This is a genomic window from Streptomyces sp. TRM68367 (assembly GCF_014495685.1).
Lineage (GTDB): Bacteria > Actinomycetota > Actinomycetes > Streptomycetales > Streptomycetaceae > Streptomyces.
Window position 1 is genome coordinate 22,975 of the sequence record NZ_JACTVI010000050.1, and the last position, 16,064, is coordinate 39,038.

The window sequence follows — 16,064 nt, forward strand, 5'->3', positions numbered from 1 at the left end:
CCTGACGACTACGGCTTGGGCAGGGTGCAGCCGCTGCGGCTCAGGTCGAGCTTGTTGTCGACGCCGAAGCAGGCCGGGATCTGGTAGGTCTCCTGGCCGTAGTTGATGCCGTGACGGACGGTCACCTTGCCGCTCTCGTCCACCTCACAGGGGTTGTTGTCGGTGCATCGCTCGCCGTCCTCGTTGCCGGTGTTGTTGACGGCGACGACCTTGCCGGTGGCGTTGTCGACGACGGGCGAGCCCGAGGTGCCGCCGATGGTCTGGCAGGCGGAGGTGTAGCGGACCGAGTCCTTCCAGGTCCAGTTGCCCTCCTTCAACTGGTGGACGAAACCGTCGATGTTGCAGGCGTAGGTCCGCTTCCAGTAGCCGGAGACGACGGTGATGGCGGTGCCGGCGGTGGGGTGCTTGTCGTTCACCGTCAGCGGGTTGATCCCGTACGAGCTCTTGATCTGCGCGTACGTGGTGTTGAGCTGGTAGATCGACACGTCCGTGTCGGTCATCGTCGCGTAGGCGAGCTTGTTGGCGCGCAGCGTGGCGACGCGGGTGCCGGAGGCGTTGAGCAGGCCGAAGGTGCGGCTGGAGGCCTGGTCGACGATGACCTGGCCGGGCGCCGGGAAGCCGGACTCCAGGCAGTGGCCGTTGGACATGACCAGGGCCGGGTCGTTCTCCTCCGAGCCGGGGAAGCGGATCACCGAGCCCGAGCAGTTGCTGAGCGAGACGGTACCGGCGAAGCTGACGCCCCGTGGGGTGGGCGACGTGAGCCGGTTGACGGTGTCCGCTGCGGACGTGACCACGCCGTTTACGGCCGACGTGACCGTGTCCGCTTCCGCGCTCTTGCCCACACCGGTGGGGGCGGGCTCGGCCGCGACCGCGGGGGTCACGCCGGCCCCGGCTATCGCCAGGACAGAGAGCGCGGCGATAAGAGGTTTTCTCATGTGGGGGTCCCCTCTTGCGACGGGGGCGGCCGGAAAAACTCCGGCCACCCACAGATTTGTCATGCGCATTCTGAGGGGGGAGGGCCCGATGAGCAAGCATTCGTTTTCCGACGCGGGGCTGCTTACCTGTCAAGTCGCGCTGGGCGCAGGCGAGTTGGCGATCATCAAAGAAGGGTAAAACCGCGCTCATGGGCCTCAACTACAACGATCACTATCACACGCTGCTGCTGAAGCAGATACCACCGGGGGCGCGGACAGCACTGGACGTCGGCTGCGGGACGGGCGGTTTCGCGCGGCTCCTCGCGGCGCGCGGCCTTGAGGTGGAGGGCGTGGACGCCGACGCAGACATGGTCAAGGCGGCACAGGCGGCCGGCGGCGGGCCCAGCTACCGGTGGGCCGACGTGCGCGGCTCACAACTCCCCGAAGAGCGCTACGACTTCATCTCCTGCATCGCCAGCCTGCACCACATGCCGTTCGACATGGTCCTGACCCTGCGCAAATCCCTTGCCCCGGGCGGCGTTCTCGCCGTGCTCGGCCTCTACTCGGTCCGGTCTCTCACGGACTTCGTCTGCGCGTTCCCCGCCCGCACCCTGCTCAAGGCGGACCGGCTGCTGAGCAGGCGCCGCCCCGCCCCGCCGGTCCAGATCCCGACGGTCTGGCCGCCCCCGATGTCGTACGCCGAGACCCGCACCGAAGCCGCCCGCCTGCTGCCGGGCGCGACGGTGCGGCGACTGCTGTTCTACCGGTACCTGTTGGTGTACCGGGCTTGAGCAGAGCGCAGGAGAGTGCGCGGCGAGCGCCTGCGGTGTCGAGGCGCCCGGTCCGCGTGTCGCTGCGGGTGCACGCGGACCGGGGCCGTCAGAGGGAGCCCCCGAACGGGGCTCAGTGGGACGCGAGTTCGCGGGGCTCCAGGGCCGCCGCGTGCACGTCCATCTGCTCGGCGGCCAGGATCGCCGCGGCCGTATCGGCGCGGGAGGCCGCGACGACCAGAGCGCGGCCCGCGAGGGCGTGGGCCCGCCGGTGCAGGACGGCCGCCTGCGCGTCGGCGCCGGCCGCCGTCAGCGGCACGCGGGCCGGCATACGTCCACCCCTGAGCCGGGTCACCTGCCCGGCGAGCCGCTCGGCCGCCGCGTCCAGGCCGGCGGACGGCACCACCGCCCGCAGCTCGTCCGTGACGGCGAGCAGCGCGGCGAGGTGGCCAGCGAGCTGGATGTCCAGCTCTTCCTCACGTGACCGGTGGGGGAAGTCGGAGGTGGTGCCGGCCATCGTGCCGTGGACGGACCGACTGGAAGATGCAGTGCGGATCGGTTCGTACATGGGATGGCCTCCTGTGCTGTAGCAGAAGCCATCCTAGCTTGGATTCGGTCTAAAGTTGAGTTGTTCGCAAAACTGCCCGCACCCGGCTGCGCAGAGTGACGGCTACGGCTGGCCGTAACCGTCCAGGAAGTTCCCGATCCGGCCCACCGCGTCCCGCAGGTCCCCGACCGTCGGCAGCGTCACCACTCGGAAGTGGTCCGGCTCCGGCCAGTTGAAGCCGGTGCCCTGGACAACCATGATCTTCTCGCGGCGCAGCAGGTCGAGGACCATCCGCCGGTCGTCCTTGATCTTGAAGACCTTGGGGTCGAGGCGCGGGAAGAGATACAGCGCCCCCTTCGGCTTCACGCAGGTCACGCCCGGGATCTGCGTCAGCAGCTCGTACGCCACATCCCGCTGCTCCCGCAGCCGGCCCCCCGGCAGTACCAGATCGTTGACCGACTGCCGCCCGGTGAGCGCGGCGACGACCCCGTGCTGGCCCGGCATGTTCGCGCACAGCCGCATGTTCGCCAGGATCGTCAGGCCCTCGATGTAGGAGTCGGCGTGCGCGCGGGGCCCGGAGATCGACAGCCAGCCCACGCGGTAGCCGGCCGCGCGGTACGCCTTGGACATGCCGTTGAAGGTGAGGGTCAGCAGGTCGGGGGCGATCGCGGCGGTCGGGGTGTGCGTGGCGCCGTCGTAGAGGATCTTGTCGTAGATCTCGTCGGAGCAGACCAGCAGGTTGTGGCGGCGGGCGATGTCGGTCAGCCCCTTGGTCATCGCCTCGTCGTACACGGCCCCCGTCGGGTTGTTCGGGTTGATGATGACGAGCGCCTTGGTGCGATCGGTGACCTTGCGCTCCACGTCGGCGAGGTCGGGCATCCAGTCGGCCTGCTCGTCGCACCGGTAGTGCACGGCCGTGCCGCCGGACAGGGACACGGCGGCGCTCCAGAGCGGGTAGTCCGGCGCGGGTACGAGCACCTCGTCGCCGTCGTCCAGCAGGCCCTGCATCGCCATCACGATCAGCTCGGAGACGCCGTTGCCGATGAAGACGTGCTCGACGTCCGTCTCGATGCCGAGGGTCTGGTTGTGCATGACGACCGCGCGGCGCGCGGCGAGCAGACCCTTGGCGTCGCCGTAGCCGTGCGCGGTGGACACGTTGCGGAGGACGTCCTCCAGGATCTCGGGAGGGCACTCGAAGCCGAACGCCGCAGGGTTGCCGGTGTTCAGCTTGAGGATCCGATGCCCGGCCGCCTCGAGCCGCATCGCCTCCTCAAGAACCGGGCCCCGGATCTCGTAACAGACGTTGGCGAGTTTGGTCGACTGGATCACCTGCATGTCAGGGAGCTTACGGCCCGGTAACGCACCTTGGGCCGTGTTTTCCACCACGTGAGACGCCCGCTTTGCTCCGTTATCACCCTCACGTGTCCCACCAGCCCCTCCACTCCCGCCGCACCCTCGGAAGCCTCCGCCCCGGTTGCCTACCGGAAGGACCCGGTCACCCGGCGTTCACCCGATTCGCCCGGTGCAGTGATCGGGTCGGCGAAGGCGGAGTTCTTCGCCGACCCGGACGTGGTGAGGGCCCCTCGCCGCCAGGGCTACACCGTGCGGGCCGAAACCTCGGGGTCCTGGGCCATGGAGGGCCTCGACCTCAGTGGCTACGACCTCGCCTTCCCGTCCAGCGAAGATGTCCGCCTTCCTCGACGCCGCCGAGCGCGACCGCACCTGGCAGCAGCTCAAGGGCGCGGACAGCTCCTAGGCGCCCAGCCTCCGCACCAGTGCGTGGTACTGATCCCACAGCTCCTTCGGCGTGTGCTCACCGAACGTGTTCAGATGCTCCGGCACCAGCGCCGCCTCCTCGCGCCAGACCTCCTTGTCGACGGTGAGAAGGAAGTCCAGCTCGGAGTCGGACAGCTCGAGCCCGTCCGCGTCCAGGGCCTCCTTGGCCGGCAGGACGCCGATCGGCGTCTCGACCCCCTCCGCCTTGCCCTCCAGCCGCTCCACGATCCACTTCAGGACCCGGCTGTTCTCACCGAAGCCCGGCCACACGAACTTGCCGTCCTCGTCCTTGCGGAACCAGTTGACGTAGTAGATCTTCGGCAGCTTCGCCTGGTCCTTGCCCTTGGCCACCTCGACCCAGTGGGCCATGTAGTCGCCCATGTTGTAGCCGCAGAACGGCAGCATGGCGAACGGGTCCCGGCGCAGCTCACCGACCTTGCCCTCGGCGGCAGCGGTCTTCTCCGACGCCACATTCGCGCCCAGGAAAACCCCGTGGTTCCAGTCGAACGACTCCGTCACCAGCGGCACGGCGCTGGCCCGGCGCCCGCCGAACAGGATCGCCGAGATCGGCACACCCCTGGGGTCCTCCCACTCCGGCGCGATGATCGGGCACTGCGCGGCGGGAACGGTGAAGCGGGCGTTGGGGTGGGCGGCCGGCGTCTCGGAGCCCGGCGTCCAGTCGTTGCCCTTCCAGTCCGTCAGGTGGGCCGGAGTCTCCTCCGTCATGCCCTCCCACCAGATGTCGCCGTCGTCCGTGAGCGCCACGTTCGTGAAGACCGAGTTGCCCCACAGCGTCTTCATCGCGTTGGCGTTGGTGTGCTCACCGGTGCCGGGCGCTACGCCGAAGAATCCGGCCTCGGGGTTGATGGCGTACAGGCGGCCGTCCTCGCCGAACCGCATCCAGGCGATGTCGTCCCCGATCGTCTCGACCGTCCAGCCGGGGATGGTCGGCTCCAGCATGGCGAGGTTGGTCTTGCCGCAGGCGCTCGGGAACGCGGCGGCGACGTACTTGGACTCCCCGCGCGGCGGGGTCAGCTTCAGGATCAGCATGTGCTCGGCGAGCCAGCCCTCGTCCCGCGCCATCACCGACGCGATGCGCAGGGCGTAGCACTTCTTGCCGAGCAGCGCGTTGCCGCCGTAGCCGGAGCCGTAGGACCAGATCTCGCGGGTCTCCGGGAAGTGGGAGATGTACTTGGTCTTGTTGCACGGCCAGGGCACGTCCTCCTGGCCGGGCTCCAGCGGGGCGCCCAGGCTGTGCACGGCGCGCACGAAGAAGCCCTCGTCGCCGAGCTCGTCCAGGACCGGCTGCCCCATTCGGGTCATCGTGCGCATGGACACGGCGACGTACGCCGAATCGGTGATCTCGACGCCGATCGCGGACAGCGGCGAGCCGAGGGGGCCCATGCAGAACGGCACGACGTACATGGTCCGGCCGCGCATCGAGCCGCGGAACAGGCCGCCCTCTCCGCCGGTGCCCCGGAAGATCTCCCGCATTTCGCCGGGTGCCTTCCAGTGGTTGGTGGGACCTGCGTCCTTCTCCTTCTCGGAGCAGATGAAGGTCCGGTCCTCGACGCGGGCGACGTCGCTGGGGTCGGAGGCGGCGTAGTAGGAGTTGGGGCGCTTGACCGGGTCGAGTTTCCTGAACGTGCCCTTGGCCACGAGCTCCTCGCACAGTCGCTCGTACTCGGCCTCGGATCCGTCACACCAGACCACGTTGTCCGGCTGGGTCAGTTCGGCGATCTCGTTCACCCACGAGACCAGTTCCCGGTGCTTGGTGGGGACGACGGGGGGAGCCGCGATGTCGCGCGCCACGATTGCTCCTAGATGAGGGGTTTGATGAGGGTTTTCAGCTGGAGGCCCCGTGGGGGCTGCGACCCGGATGCTTCACGGTTTGATCCACGGCGCTCATCCGGTGCCGACCGCACTCATTTGATCATCCGCCGCGAGTGCCCATCTGTCCAGAGGACCTCACAGGTGAGCGACGTGAGGATTGCCACGTATAGATGTGCCGTTTTGCGTGCACGTTGAGTTCACCTGACTGTTTCTTTGCGTGACAATCGCACCCACAGGCGTGAGATGATGGCCACTTGCGGCCGCTCATCTCGCCGGACTGATCCGCAACTTACGGTTCCGTAGGTACGATGCCGCGCATGACTGCGTCCGCCTCCGACGCGCGTACGGACACGCCGACCGCCGGCCGTGGACCCGTCGCGCTCTCCCTGCCACATCCGGTCAAGCCCAAGCTACGCGGCTGGCTGCATCTCGGCATGTTTCCGGCCGCCCTCGTCGCGGGCCTGGTGCTCACCGCCCTCGCCGACTCGACCCGGGGGCGCATCGCCTGCGGCATCTACACCCTGACGGCCTGCCTGCTGTTCGGCGTGAGCGCGCTGTACCACCGGGGCAACTGGAGCCCGCGCATGGACGGCGTGCTGCGCCGCCTCGACCACGCCAACATCTTCCTGATCATCGCGGGCACGTACACCCCGCTGACCATGCTGCTCCTGCCGGAAGCCAAGGGGCAGTGGCTGCTGTGGGGCATCTGGGCCGCGGCGCTGGCCGGCATCGCCTTCCGGGTGTTCTGGGTCGGTGCCCCGCGCTGGCTCTACACCCCCTGCTACATCGCGATGGGCTGGGCAGCCGTGTTCTTCCTGCCCGACTTCATGCGGAACGGCGGCATCGCGGTGCTGGTGCTGGTGATCGTCGGCGGTGTCCTCTACAGCGCGGGCGGGGTGGTGTACGGCATCCAGCGGCCGAACCCGTCCCCGCGCTGGTTCGGCTTCCACGAGGTGTTCCACTCCCTCACCCTCGCGGCGTTCATCACGCACTACGTGGGGATCTCGCTGGTCGCGTACCAGCACGCATAGCCCCTTCACCCCTGCAGGCCGCGGCGTCGGACGCCGCGGCCCCTGGCCGGCGCGCTGGCCGGGGACCCGCTGGCCCTGTCCGTGATGCCCTCGCTGTTCGGGCCCGACGAGCGCACCGCGCAGGCGGCCGACACCGCGAAGGAGTCCGTCGTCGCGGCCCACCTCGTCGCCGAGCGGGCGGGCGCGGAGGGGCTGGCCGACTCCGCGAACGGGGCGTACGTGCACGGCATGGGCGTCGCCCTGCTGGTGTGCGGCGTCGCGTCCCTGGTGGCCGCGCTGCTGGCCGGGGCGTTCCTGCCGAACACGCCGCAGACGGCACGAAAACCCCCGGAACGCTCCACTCCGGATACCGGCCCGGACATGGTCACCCCGCGGACCGATGCCGGACAATGACCCAATGACGCCCGCACATACCTCCTCCACCCCCGCCGCCCGGCCCCCACTGGGCCTCAGGGAGCGGAAGAAGATCAAGACCCGTCAGGCGATCCGCAACGCGACGTACGCGCTGATCGAGGAGCAGGGCTACGAGGCCACGACGATCGAGCAGATCGCCGAGCGCGCCGAGGTGTCGCCGTCCACGGTGTTCCGCTACTTCCCGGCCAAGGAGGACATCGTCCTCACGGACGAGTGGGACCCGGTCATGCTGGAGGAGCTGCGGGCCCGGCCCGCGGACGAGGCGTGGTCGGACAGCCTCCGGTACGTGCTGCACAAGGCCCTCGACCTCAGCCTCGCCGAGGAGCCGGAGGTGACCCGGCTGCGGACCCGGCTGATGGTCGACGTGCCCGCGGTCCGCAGCCGGATGTTCGAGAGCATGTCGGCCACCGGCCAGCTGCTCCGCCAGGCCGTCGCCGAACGCACCGGGCTGGATCCGGACAGCCTGGAGGTGCGGGTGCTCACGATGTCCGTCATCGGCGGGCTGCTGGAGGCCTCGCACTACTGGGCTGAGAACGACCACCGGGACGACGTTCGGGACCTCGTCGACCGCGCCCTCGAGGTCCTGGAACACGGCCTGCCCACCGCGAAGCCCTGAGGCCGCGGCTCGTTCCCCGTGACATCCTGACCGGGTGAACGGTCCCCGGATCCGCGTCGAGTTCGCCCCCGAGCTGCACCTGTTCGTCCCCGAGGCGCGGCGGGCGGCGCCCGTGCCGACCGACGGCGTCTCCACGCTTGGCCATGTCGTGGAGTCCCTCGGCGTCCCGCTGACCGAGGTCGGTGCGCTGGTCGTGGACGGCCGCGAGGTGCCGGTGTCACACGTCCCGGCGGCGGGCGAGACCGTGCGGGTCGGGACCGTCGAGCGCCCCCAGAAGGTGCCGGGCGCTCCCCTGCGGTTCCTCCTCGACGTGCACCTCGGCACGCTGGCCCGCCGGCTGCGCCTGCTCGGCGTGGACACGGCGTACGAGTCGGCGGACATCGGCGACCCGGCGCTGGCCGCGCGCTCGGCGGCAGAGAAGCGGGTGATGTTGAGCCGGGACCGGGGGCTGCTGCGCCGGCGTGAATTGTGGGCCGGCGCGTTCGTGTACAGCACCCGGCCGGAGGATCAGCTCCGGGATGTGCTGGACCGGTTCCGGCCCGAGCTGCGTCCCTGGACGCGCTGCACCGCCTGCAACGGGCTGCTTCGCGAGGCCTCCAAGGAGGAGGTCGCCGATCAGCTCGAACACGGCACGCGCCGCACGCACGACGTGTTCGCGCAGTGCACGGTGTGTGGGCGGGCGTACTGGAAGGGCGCGCACCACGAGCAGCTGGTGGCCATCGTCGAGCGCGCGCTTGCGCTGCGCTCGCAGCGCCGTTGAGGGGAAGCGCCGTGGGGAATCTGCCGGTCGTGTGTGGCTGGTCGCGCCGGCGCGGCGGAGCCGCATATCGATACAGCCCCGCGCCCCTGTGCATCGGCGTTACGCGCGCCTCTATCGGGGCGTTCAGCGCCTCGTTCCGATCCTTCTTGCCGCAGGCTGTCCCGTCCCTGTTCCTGTCCAGGCGCAGTGGGCCGTCCTTGCGGTTGACCTGCCAGGTCGGCAGCCACTGCTGCTGGGCATCCGACCGGCGCTCGGCCGTCACCGAGCCGGTCGAGCCCTCGCGCAGCCCGCCGAAGGAGAGCACGTCACCGTCACCGAGGACGGTTGCCGACGGGTGTCAGCCGGTCATGACCGCACGCAGCCGCTCCGGATCGGTCGTCGGAGCGTCACACGTGAAGTCACGGCAGACGTACGCGGCCGGTTCACCGCCGACGAGGGGCCGGTCGGCGAGCAGCGGGAACTCGTCGCTGTCCACGGTGCCGTAGGCGACGACCGCGCCCGGCGCGGTGCCGAGAAGCGCCGTACGGTGCAGGGTCTTCGCGGCGGCGTCGTCCGGCTCCGGGCCCACGACCGCCACTTCACGCGGCCCGTCGAGCCGCGCCTCGGCGACCGCGAGCCCCCAGCCGATGAACCGCGGGACGCGCGGCCCGAGCGCCTTGACGACGCCGAGCGCCTTCTCGGCGGCGGTGCGATGGGGTTCGGCGCCGGTGTGGGCGGCGTAGCTGAGCAGGGCGCCCGCCGCCGCGCTCCAGCCGGACGGGGTCGCGCTGTCGGTGGGGTCCTGCGGGCGGCGGATCAGCCGCTCGGCGTCCTCGGCGGTGTCGTACAGGGAGCCCGACTCCGGGTCGGTGAAGCGGGCCAGCACATGGTCGAGGAGGAACCCGGCGAACTCCAGCCACACGCCCTCCCCGGTGACCGACGCCAGCGCGAGGAAGCCCTCGGCGACGTCGGCGTAGTCCTCCAGCACGCCCGCGTTGGCGCCGGCGTGGCCGTCCTTGCTGGTGCGGGTGAGGCGGGCGCGGTCGTCGAGGTGCAGCCGGACGAGGAGGTCGGCGGCGGCGACGGCGGCCTCGACGAGGTCGGGGCGGCCGAAGTAGGCACCGGTCTCCGCGAGCGCGGCGATCGCCAGGCCGTTCCAGGCGGCTACCACCTTGTCGTCCCGGCCGGGAGCGGGGCGCTCCTGGCGCTTTTCGAGGAGCCGTTCCCGGACGCGGGCGATCCGTTCGGCGTCGAACACGCCCTCGTGCTGCGGGAGCTGGAGGACGGAGGCGCCGTGCTCGAACGTGCCCTCCTCGGTGACGCCGAAGTACTGGGCGGCGAGGTCGGCCTCGTCACCGAGCGCCTCGCGGAGTTGCTGCGGGGTCCAGACGTAGTACGCGCCCTCTACGTGCTTGCCCGTCCCGTCGTCGCTGTCGGCGTCCAGCGCGGAGGCGAACCCGCCCTCGGGGGTGCTCAGCTCCCGCACCATGAAGTCGGCGGTCTCCAGCGCGACCCGGCGGGCCAGCTCCGAGCCGGTGGACCGCCACAGGTGTGCGTACACGCGGCACAGCAGGGCGTTGTCGTAGAGCATCTTCTCGAAGTGCGGCACGACCCAGTCCCGGTCGACGGAGTAGCGCGCGAAGCCGCCGCCGAGCTGGTCGTAGATCCCGCCGCGCGCCATGCGCTCGCACGTGTCCCGCGCCATCTGCAGTGCGCCCTCGGAGCCGGTGCGGGCGTGGTGGCGCAGCAGGAACTCGATCACCATGGACGGCGGGAACTTCGGCGCCCCGCCGAACCCGCCGCGCTGCGGGTCGTACTCCCGGGTGAGCCCGAGCAGCGCCTGCGCGAGCTCCTGCTCGCCGGGTGCCTGGCTGTCGCCGTAGGAGATCTCCCGCCCGGCCAGGTCCCGCACGATCTTCCCGGCGACGTCGTCGACCTCCTCGCGCCGGTCGGTCCAGGCCTGGTGGACGCCCTCCAGCACCTGCCGGAAGGACGGCATGCCCTGCCGGGGCGCGGGCGGGAAGTAGGTGCCGAAGTAGAAGGGCTCGGCGTCCGGGGTGAGGAACACCGTCATGGGCCAGCCGCCGTGCCCGGTCGCCGCCTGCACGGCCTCCATGTAGACGGCGTCCACGTCGGGCCGCTCCTCGCGGTCGACCTTGACGCTCACGAAGTGCTCGTTGAGGAAGTCGGCGGTCTGCCGGTCCTCGAAGGACTCGTGCGCCATGACGTGACACCAGTGGCAGCTGCTGTAGCCGACGCTCAGCAGCACGGGCACGTTCCGCCTGCGCGCCTCCTCGAAGGCCTCACCCGACCAGGGCCACCAGTGGACGGGGTTGTCGGCGTGCTGAAGAAGGTACGGAGACGTCTCATGCGCCAGTCGGTTCGGCATGGTGTCCATCCTGCCGCAGTACCCCACCCGTCACGCGTCAGGCGTCTCCCAGACGGTGACCTCGAATGTCGGCGGACCTTCCGCACCCGGGGATGCGGAGCGCACACGCAGGCAATTGCCGCCCTCTCCCCAGGACGTTCCGTGCGCTGCACACTTGACCGACGGGAAAGCGGGCAGGGACTGGAAGAGTCCGGGGAGAGCCGTGACCGCCGGAGGGGGACGTGACATGCGGGACAGTCATCGGGCGGAAGCCGAACGGCTGTTGGTGCGGGCCGTGGAGGAGGAGGTACGGCGCTCCGGCGGCCGTACCGACGGCAAGGTGCTGCTGTCGCGGGCGCGCGGCGCGCTGGACGCGATGGCGCAGACGGCCGCCGAGGAGTACGGGGCCTACACGCGCGCGCTGGACGAGGCGCAGGCCGGGCAGCTCACCTTCCGGCAGCGGTACGCCCGCGAGGGTGCCGGCACTCCGCTGCTGGTGGCCGCCGTCGCGGCGGTCGCGGCGGCCGTCGCCGACCTGGTGCTGGGCACCGACGGGGGTACCGCGCTGGGCGCGGGCGTGACGGTCGGCGTGGTCGGCGCGGCGGCGACCGTGGTGAAGGTGACCGCCGCCCACGTGCCCGCCGCGCACCACCGCGCCGGCGCCGTGAGCCAGCCGGGCGGCCCCGAGCAGCTGCGGCTCGCGTGGCTGACCGCGCTGGAGGTGCGCGGGATCCGGCCGTTCCTGGACCAGCAGCGGGTGCTGGCCGCGTCCACCGGCCCGAAGAAGACCGGTCCGCGGCTGCGCGGCGCGGACAAGAGCGCGGCGGCCCGCGGCCGTACCGTGCTCCAGCAGTCCTTCGCGCAACTCCCGGAGCCGGCGGGCCCGTTCGCGGGCCGGCGGCAGGAGATGGGGCGGATCCGGCAGTGGGTGCAGGCGGCCCGCGCGAGCACGGAGACCCAGCCGACGGTGGTGGTACTGCACGGGGCGCCCGGCAGCGGCCGTACGACACTGGCGGTGCGCGCCGCGCACGACCTGAAGGACTACTTCCGCGGCGCCTGCGTCGTCGACCTGCGCACCGGCACGCCCGGCGATACCCCGCTGTCCACCCGCGACGCCCTGCTGCACCTGCTGAACCGGCTCGGCGCACCCCGCGAGCAGCTGCTGTTCCGCGAGCGCTCCTCCCCCGAGCACCAGGTCAAGCGGCTGAGCGAGCTGTACCACCAGCACCTGACCGGCATGCCGGTCACGGTCGTCCTGGACGACGCCATCGACCCCGACCAGGTCCGCACCCTGGTCCCCGAGCGCTCCGACAGCCTGGTCCTGGTCACCGCCCGGCAGCCCCTGGAGCTGCCCACAGACCTGCCCGCGCGGGTGCACCAGCTGCCGGTGGGGGCGCTGGACGCGGCGGGCGCGGAGGAGCTGCTGTCCGCCGTCGCGCAGGACGAGCCGGGTCCGTACGACGCCGAGTCCGCCGACCGGGTTCGGGAGCTGTGCGGCGGGCTGCCGCTGGCGCTGCGCGTCGCGGGCTCGTCCCTGGGCTCCCGCTCGCCGCGCTCCCTGGCCGCGGACCTGAGCGCCTACGGTCCCGTCGACCCGGTGGAGCGCGCCCTGTGGCTGCGCTACACCGACCAGCCGGAGACCGAGCGCAGACTCCTGCGCCGCCTGGCGCTCGCCGGACGCGCCTCGCTGGGCGCGGCGGCGGCCGCGGCCCTGCTGAACACGGACGAGTCGGAGGCCACCCGGCACCTGGTGGCACTGGCCGGTACCGGCCTGATCGACCATGTGCGCGGCGACCGCTACCGGCTGCACGACCTGGTCCGCGCCTTCGCCCAGGCCCGCCTCCTGGACGAGGAGGAGGCGGCCGGGCGCACGGCGGCCCAGGAGCGGCTGATCCAGAACTACGCCGACCTGGCGGACTCGGTGCTGCGCCTGGTCGACGGCAACATGTCGACCCGCTCGGACCGGTTCGGCTCGCACGGCTTCACGTCCCTGGACGAGGCGCTGCGCTGGCTGGACGACGAGTCCAGCTTCATCACGGCGGCGCTGAGGCACACGGAGGGCGTGAGCCAGAGCGCGGTGCTGAACCTCCTGGGCGCCCTGTGCGACTACTGCCTGCTGCGCGGCGACCTGTACCGGCTGGGCGAGATCAGCGAGCTGGCCCAGTCCGTCGACCAGGGCCTGCTGCTGCGGTCCGTGCAGTGGCGCACCGGCATCGCGGCCCGCCAGCTGGGCGAACTCGACAAGGCGCGCACGACGCTCACGTCCGTCGTCGACCTGTACCGGCAGGCGCATCACGACGCCGGTGCGGCCCGCGCCCTGTGCTCCCTCGGCATCACCCTGCACCACCAGGGCAACCTGACGGAGGCCGCGGCGAAGCTGCGGGAGGCCCTCGACATGCAGGCGCCCGCGGAGCTGGCCACGGACCGCGCCTGGACGATGCACGCGCTGGCCGCGGTGGAACGCGACCGCGGCCACCTCGCCGAGGCACTCGGTCTGCTCACCGAGTCCCTGGTCCTGCACCGCGCCGGCGAGTCCGTGCACGGCCAGGCCTGGGCCCACTTCCAGCTCGGCCAGCTGAACCTGCGCCTGGGCGACGTGCCGGCCGCCGAGACCGAGCTGGGCCACGCCCTCGACCTGTACGGCCGTACCCGCGACGCCCGCGGTGAGGCCTGGGCGCTGACCCAGTTGGCGCGGGCCCGCCTCGTCGACGGCGACGCGCAGCCGGCGCTGGAGCAGCTGCACGGCGCGGCCGCCCGGCACCGGGACAACGAGGACGCGCGCGGTGAGGCCTGGACGCTGTACTACCTGGGGCAGGCGCTGGAGGAGACCGGCAACATCGACCAGGCGGTGCGCGAGCTGGAACGCTCCCGCACGATGTTCTCCCGGATGCGGGATGTGTACGGCCTGGCCTGCGCCCGCCACCACTCGGCCCGCGCGACCCGCGACCAGCGCGCCGCGCAGACCGGCTCTCTGCGCAACTCCGGGTTCGCCCGGCAGCTGCTGGTCGACGCCCGCGCCGACTTCCAGCGCATCGGGGTCGCGCACGGCGAGGCCTGGACCTGCCTGGAGCTGGCGGTGGTCGACGCGGGCAACGCCCGCACGCAGCAGGCCCTGACCCTGTGCGACGAGGCGGTGGCGTTGTTCACCTCGTACGGCGACCGCCGCGGCGAGGACTGGTCCCGCTTCCTCCGCTGCACCCTCCTGCCCTACGCCGCCCCCGGCGGCGTGGAGATCGGCACGGCGGTGGCCCAGGAGGAACTGACACAGCTGACCCGCGCCACCCACCCCTCACGCGACGAGAAACTGAACGACTGCGTCGAGGCCTACCAGCTCCTCCTGGAACGAGGCGTGACGCTGGAAACGGGCTGGCAGGCGTGGCGCCTGGGCATGACCCCGGGAAGGCACGCACGGGAGGTGATGGGGGTGGAGGTCTCGGCCGTTCGGAAGTAACCAGGGCTGGGCCCGCTACTCGCGAGCCGCGCCCGCGCGACGCCGCACCCGACGACGGCGCGCCAGGCACTCGCAAGCCGTGGGCCGCCGCGGCGGCCGTAGCCGCATGCCCGCAACAGTCGTAGCTGCGGGCATGCGTGCCTCTCCCAGTGCCTGAGGTACTCCCAGGGCGGCACGGGTGGGCGATGGGGGTGCCCCCCGCGCGAGTTCGTTCGAGCGTGGGGGAGGCACCCCGCCAGCGCCGGGCCGCGCGACCCAGCCCCGGCCAGCCGCTGCCCCGAGGGGCTCAGTCCTTCGTGGGTGAGGTCTTCCCGGAGTCCGCGGCGTCCTTGCCGGACGGCTTCCCCTTCGGATCGGTCGCCTCCTCGAAGTCGACCTTGCCCATGTGCCGGCTCATCGACTTCATCAGGCCCCACACCGCCAACGCCATCACGGCGAAGACGATGAACCCGAGAACGCCGGGAGTGACCTTGTCCTCGTCGACCTCGGCCGCGACCGTGACGAGGTGTGGCATGACCAGGCTTGCGCTTGCGCTCATGTCAGGCATTGTCCCGGATGCCCGCGAAGAGGTCGTCCTCGGGGAGGGAGGTATCCACGAGAGACTTCGCGAGCTCGTACTCCTCGGTCGGCCAGACCTTTTTCTGGATCTCCATCGGCACCCGGAACCAGCCCCCGTCGGGATCGATCTGCGTGGCGTGCGCGATCAGCGCCTTGTCCCGGATCTCGAAGAAGTCCGCACACGGAACGTGCGTGGTCAGCGTGCGCTCCGTCCGCTCGAACTCGTCCCACCGCTTGAGCCACTCCCCGTAGGGAGACTCCAGCCCCCGCTCCAGCAACGCCTCGTGCAGCGCCTCGGTCCGGGGCCGGTTGAAACCCTGGTTGTAGTACAGCTTCTGCGGCTGGTACGCCGGGCCGAACTCGTCCTCCGGGTACTTCTCGGCGTCCGCCGCCCCCTCGAACGCCACCATCGAGATCTTGTGGGTCATGATGTGGTCGGGGTGCGGGTACCCGCCGTTCTCGTCGTACGTGGTGATCACCTGCGGACGGAACGAGCGGATCTTCCTCACCAGCTCCCCGGCCGCCTTGGCGACGTCCTCCAGGGCGAAGCAGCCCTCGGGCAGCGGCGGCAGCGGGTCGCCCTCCGGCAGCCCGGAGTCCTCGAAGCCCAGCCACTCCTGCTTCACGCCCAGGATCTCCCGGGCCTCGTCCATCTCCTTCTTGCGTACCTCGTGGATGTGCTCCTCGACGTACTTGTCCCCCAGCAGCTTCGGATTGAGGATGGAGCCGCGTTCCCCGCCCGTGCAGGTCACCACCAGCACGTCCACCCCCTCGGACACGTACTTCGCCATGGTGGCCGCGCCCTTGCTCGACTCGTCGTCGGGGTGGGCGTGAACGGCCATCAGTCGCAGCTGGTCAGTCAAGACTCAATCCTTGGTCAATACGGCGCCCTGTGTGCTTCGGCGCAATCCAATAGGTGCCGCCCCGTAGGGGCGTCGTTGAGGGGCGGTGGTCGGACGGCGGGAGGGAGGCTTCTATAGTGACCGAATCGGGAGGCGAATAATTCCGGTGTCCGGTTCTGGGCGCCCGTTTCGGGACACCCTCGTC

The 16,064-nt window shown here is 71.0% G+C and carries 13 protein-coding genes; 6 read left to right on the forward strand and 7 right to left on the reverse strand.

Annotation, left to right across the window (positions count from 1 at the left end; all coding sequences use genetic code 11):
- Positions 1 to 8: 8 nt before the first annotated feature.
- On the reverse strand, positions 9 to 935 hold the full coding sequence (locus tag H8R17_RS27345; protein WP_187825876.1) for a serine protease: 927 nt from the start codon (positions 933 to 935) through the stop codon (positions 9 to 11).
- A 188-nt stretch (positions 936 to 1,123) separates the two neighbouring features.
- Between H8R17_RS27345 and H8R17_RS27350 the strand changes: the two genes are divergently transcribed.
- Positions 1,124 to 1,705: a bifunctional 2-polyprenyl-6-hydroxyphenol methylase/3-demethylubiquinol 3-O-methyltransferase UbiG gene (locus H8R17_RS27350; protein WP_187825877.1), complete on the forward strand. Its 582-nt coding sequence runs from the start codon at positions 1,124 to 1,126 to the stop codon at positions 1,703 to 1,705.
- Between the two features lie 112 nt (positions 1,706 to 1,817).
- Here the strand turns inward: H8R17_RS27350 and H8R17_RS27355 are convergent, their stop codons facing one another.
- From H8R17_RS27355 to H8R17_RS27370, 3 genes are all read right to left on the reverse strand, one after another.
- On the reverse strand, positions 1,818 to 2,252 hold the full coding sequence (locus H8R17_RS27355) for a hypothetical protein (protein ID WP_187825878.1): 435 nt from the start codon (positions 2,250 to 2,252) through the stop codon (positions 1,818 to 1,820).
- Between the two features lie 102 nt (positions 2,253 to 2,354).
- A complete protein-coding gene (locus H8R17_RS27360; protein ID WP_187825879.1) occupies positions 2,355 to 3,566 on the reverse strand; it encodes a pyridoxal phosphate-dependent aminotransferase in 1,212 nt (403 codons plus the stop codon).
- A 417-nt stretch (positions 3,567 to 3,983) separates the two neighbouring features.
- Positions 3,984 to 5,819, reverse strand: a complete 1,836-nt coding sequence (locus tag H8R17_RS27370; RefSeq protein ID WP_187825880.1) for a phosphoenolpyruvate carboxykinase (GTP) — start codon at positions 5,817 to 5,819, stop codon at positions 3,984 to 3,986.
- Positions 5,820 to 6,157: 338 nt separating this feature from the next.
- Here H8R17_RS27370 and H8R17_RS27375 point away from each other — a divergent pair, with 338 nt between their 5' ends.
- The 4 genes from H8R17_RS27375 to H8R17_RS27390 all read left to right on the forward strand — a co-directional run bounded on the left by H8R17_RS27375 (position 6,158) and on the right by H8R17_RS27390 (position 8,661).
- The gene (locus H8R17_RS27375; RefSeq protein ID WP_187825881.1) at positions 6,158 to 6,871 is read left to right on the forward strand and encodes a hemolysin III family protein; all 714 of its coding nucleotides are present in this window, start codon (positions 6,158 to 6,160) and stop codon (positions 6,869 to 6,871) included.
- Positions 6,872 to 6,955: 84 nt separating this feature from the next.
- A complete protein-coding gene (locus tag H8R17_RS27380; RefSeq protein ID WP_399477355.1) occupies positions 6,956 to 7,264 on the forward strand; it encodes a hypothetical protein in 309 nt (102 codons plus the stop codon).
- 4 nt (positions 7,265 to 7,268) lie between these two features.
- Positions 7,269 to 7,901 (forward strand): TetR/AcrR family transcriptional regulator, encoded by a 633-nt coding sequence (locus H8R17_RS27385; RefSeq protein ID WP_262505544.1) that lies wholly within the window; start codon positions 7,269 to 7,271, stop codon positions 7,899 to 7,901.
- A gap of 34 nt (positions 7,902 to 7,935) precedes the next feature.
- The gene (locus H8R17_RS27390; RefSeq protein ID WP_187825883.1) at positions 7,936 to 8,661 is read left to right on the forward strand and encodes a Mut7-C RNAse domain-containing protein; all 726 of its coding nucleotides are present in this window, start codon (positions 7,936 to 7,938) and stop codon (positions 8,659 to 8,661) included.
- 337 nt (positions 8,662 to 8,998) lie between these two features.
- Here the strand turns inward: H8R17_RS27390 and H8R17_RS27395 are convergent, their stop codons facing one another.
- Complete coding sequence (locus tag H8R17_RS27395) at positions 8,999 to 11,029, reverse strand: thioredoxin domain-containing protein (RefSeq protein ID WP_187825884.1); 2,031 nt, start codon at positions 11,027 to 11,029, stop codon at positions 8,999 to 9,001.
- A 226-nt stretch (positions 11,030 to 11,255) separates the two neighbouring features.
- On the opposite strand from H8R17_RS27395, the gene H8R17_RS27400 reads away from it, so the two are divergent.
- Entirely contained in the window at positions 11,256 to 14,459 is a 3,204-nt protein-coding gene (locus H8R17_RS27400) for a tetratricopeptide repeat protein (RefSeq protein WP_187825885.1), read from the forward strand.
- Between the two features lie 286 nt (positions 14,460 to 14,745).
- On the opposite strand, the gene H8R17_RS27405 is transcribed toward H8R17_RS27400, so the two are convergent.
- Complete coding sequence (locus tag H8R17_RS27405) at positions 14,746 to 15,006, reverse strand: hypothetical protein (RefSeq protein WP_187825886.1); 261 nt, start codon at positions 15,004 to 15,006, stop codon at positions 14,746 to 14,748.
- On the reverse strand, positions 14,999 to 15,880 hold the full coding sequence (gene mca, locus H8R17_RS27410; protein WP_187825887.1) for a mycothiol conjugate amidase Mca: 882 nt from the start codon (positions 15,878 to 15,880) through the stop codon (positions 14,999 to 15,001). The genes H8R17_RS27405 and mca overlap by 8 nt, the downstream gene beginning before the upstream one ends.
- Positions 15,881 to 16,064 lie beyond the last annotated feature (184 nt).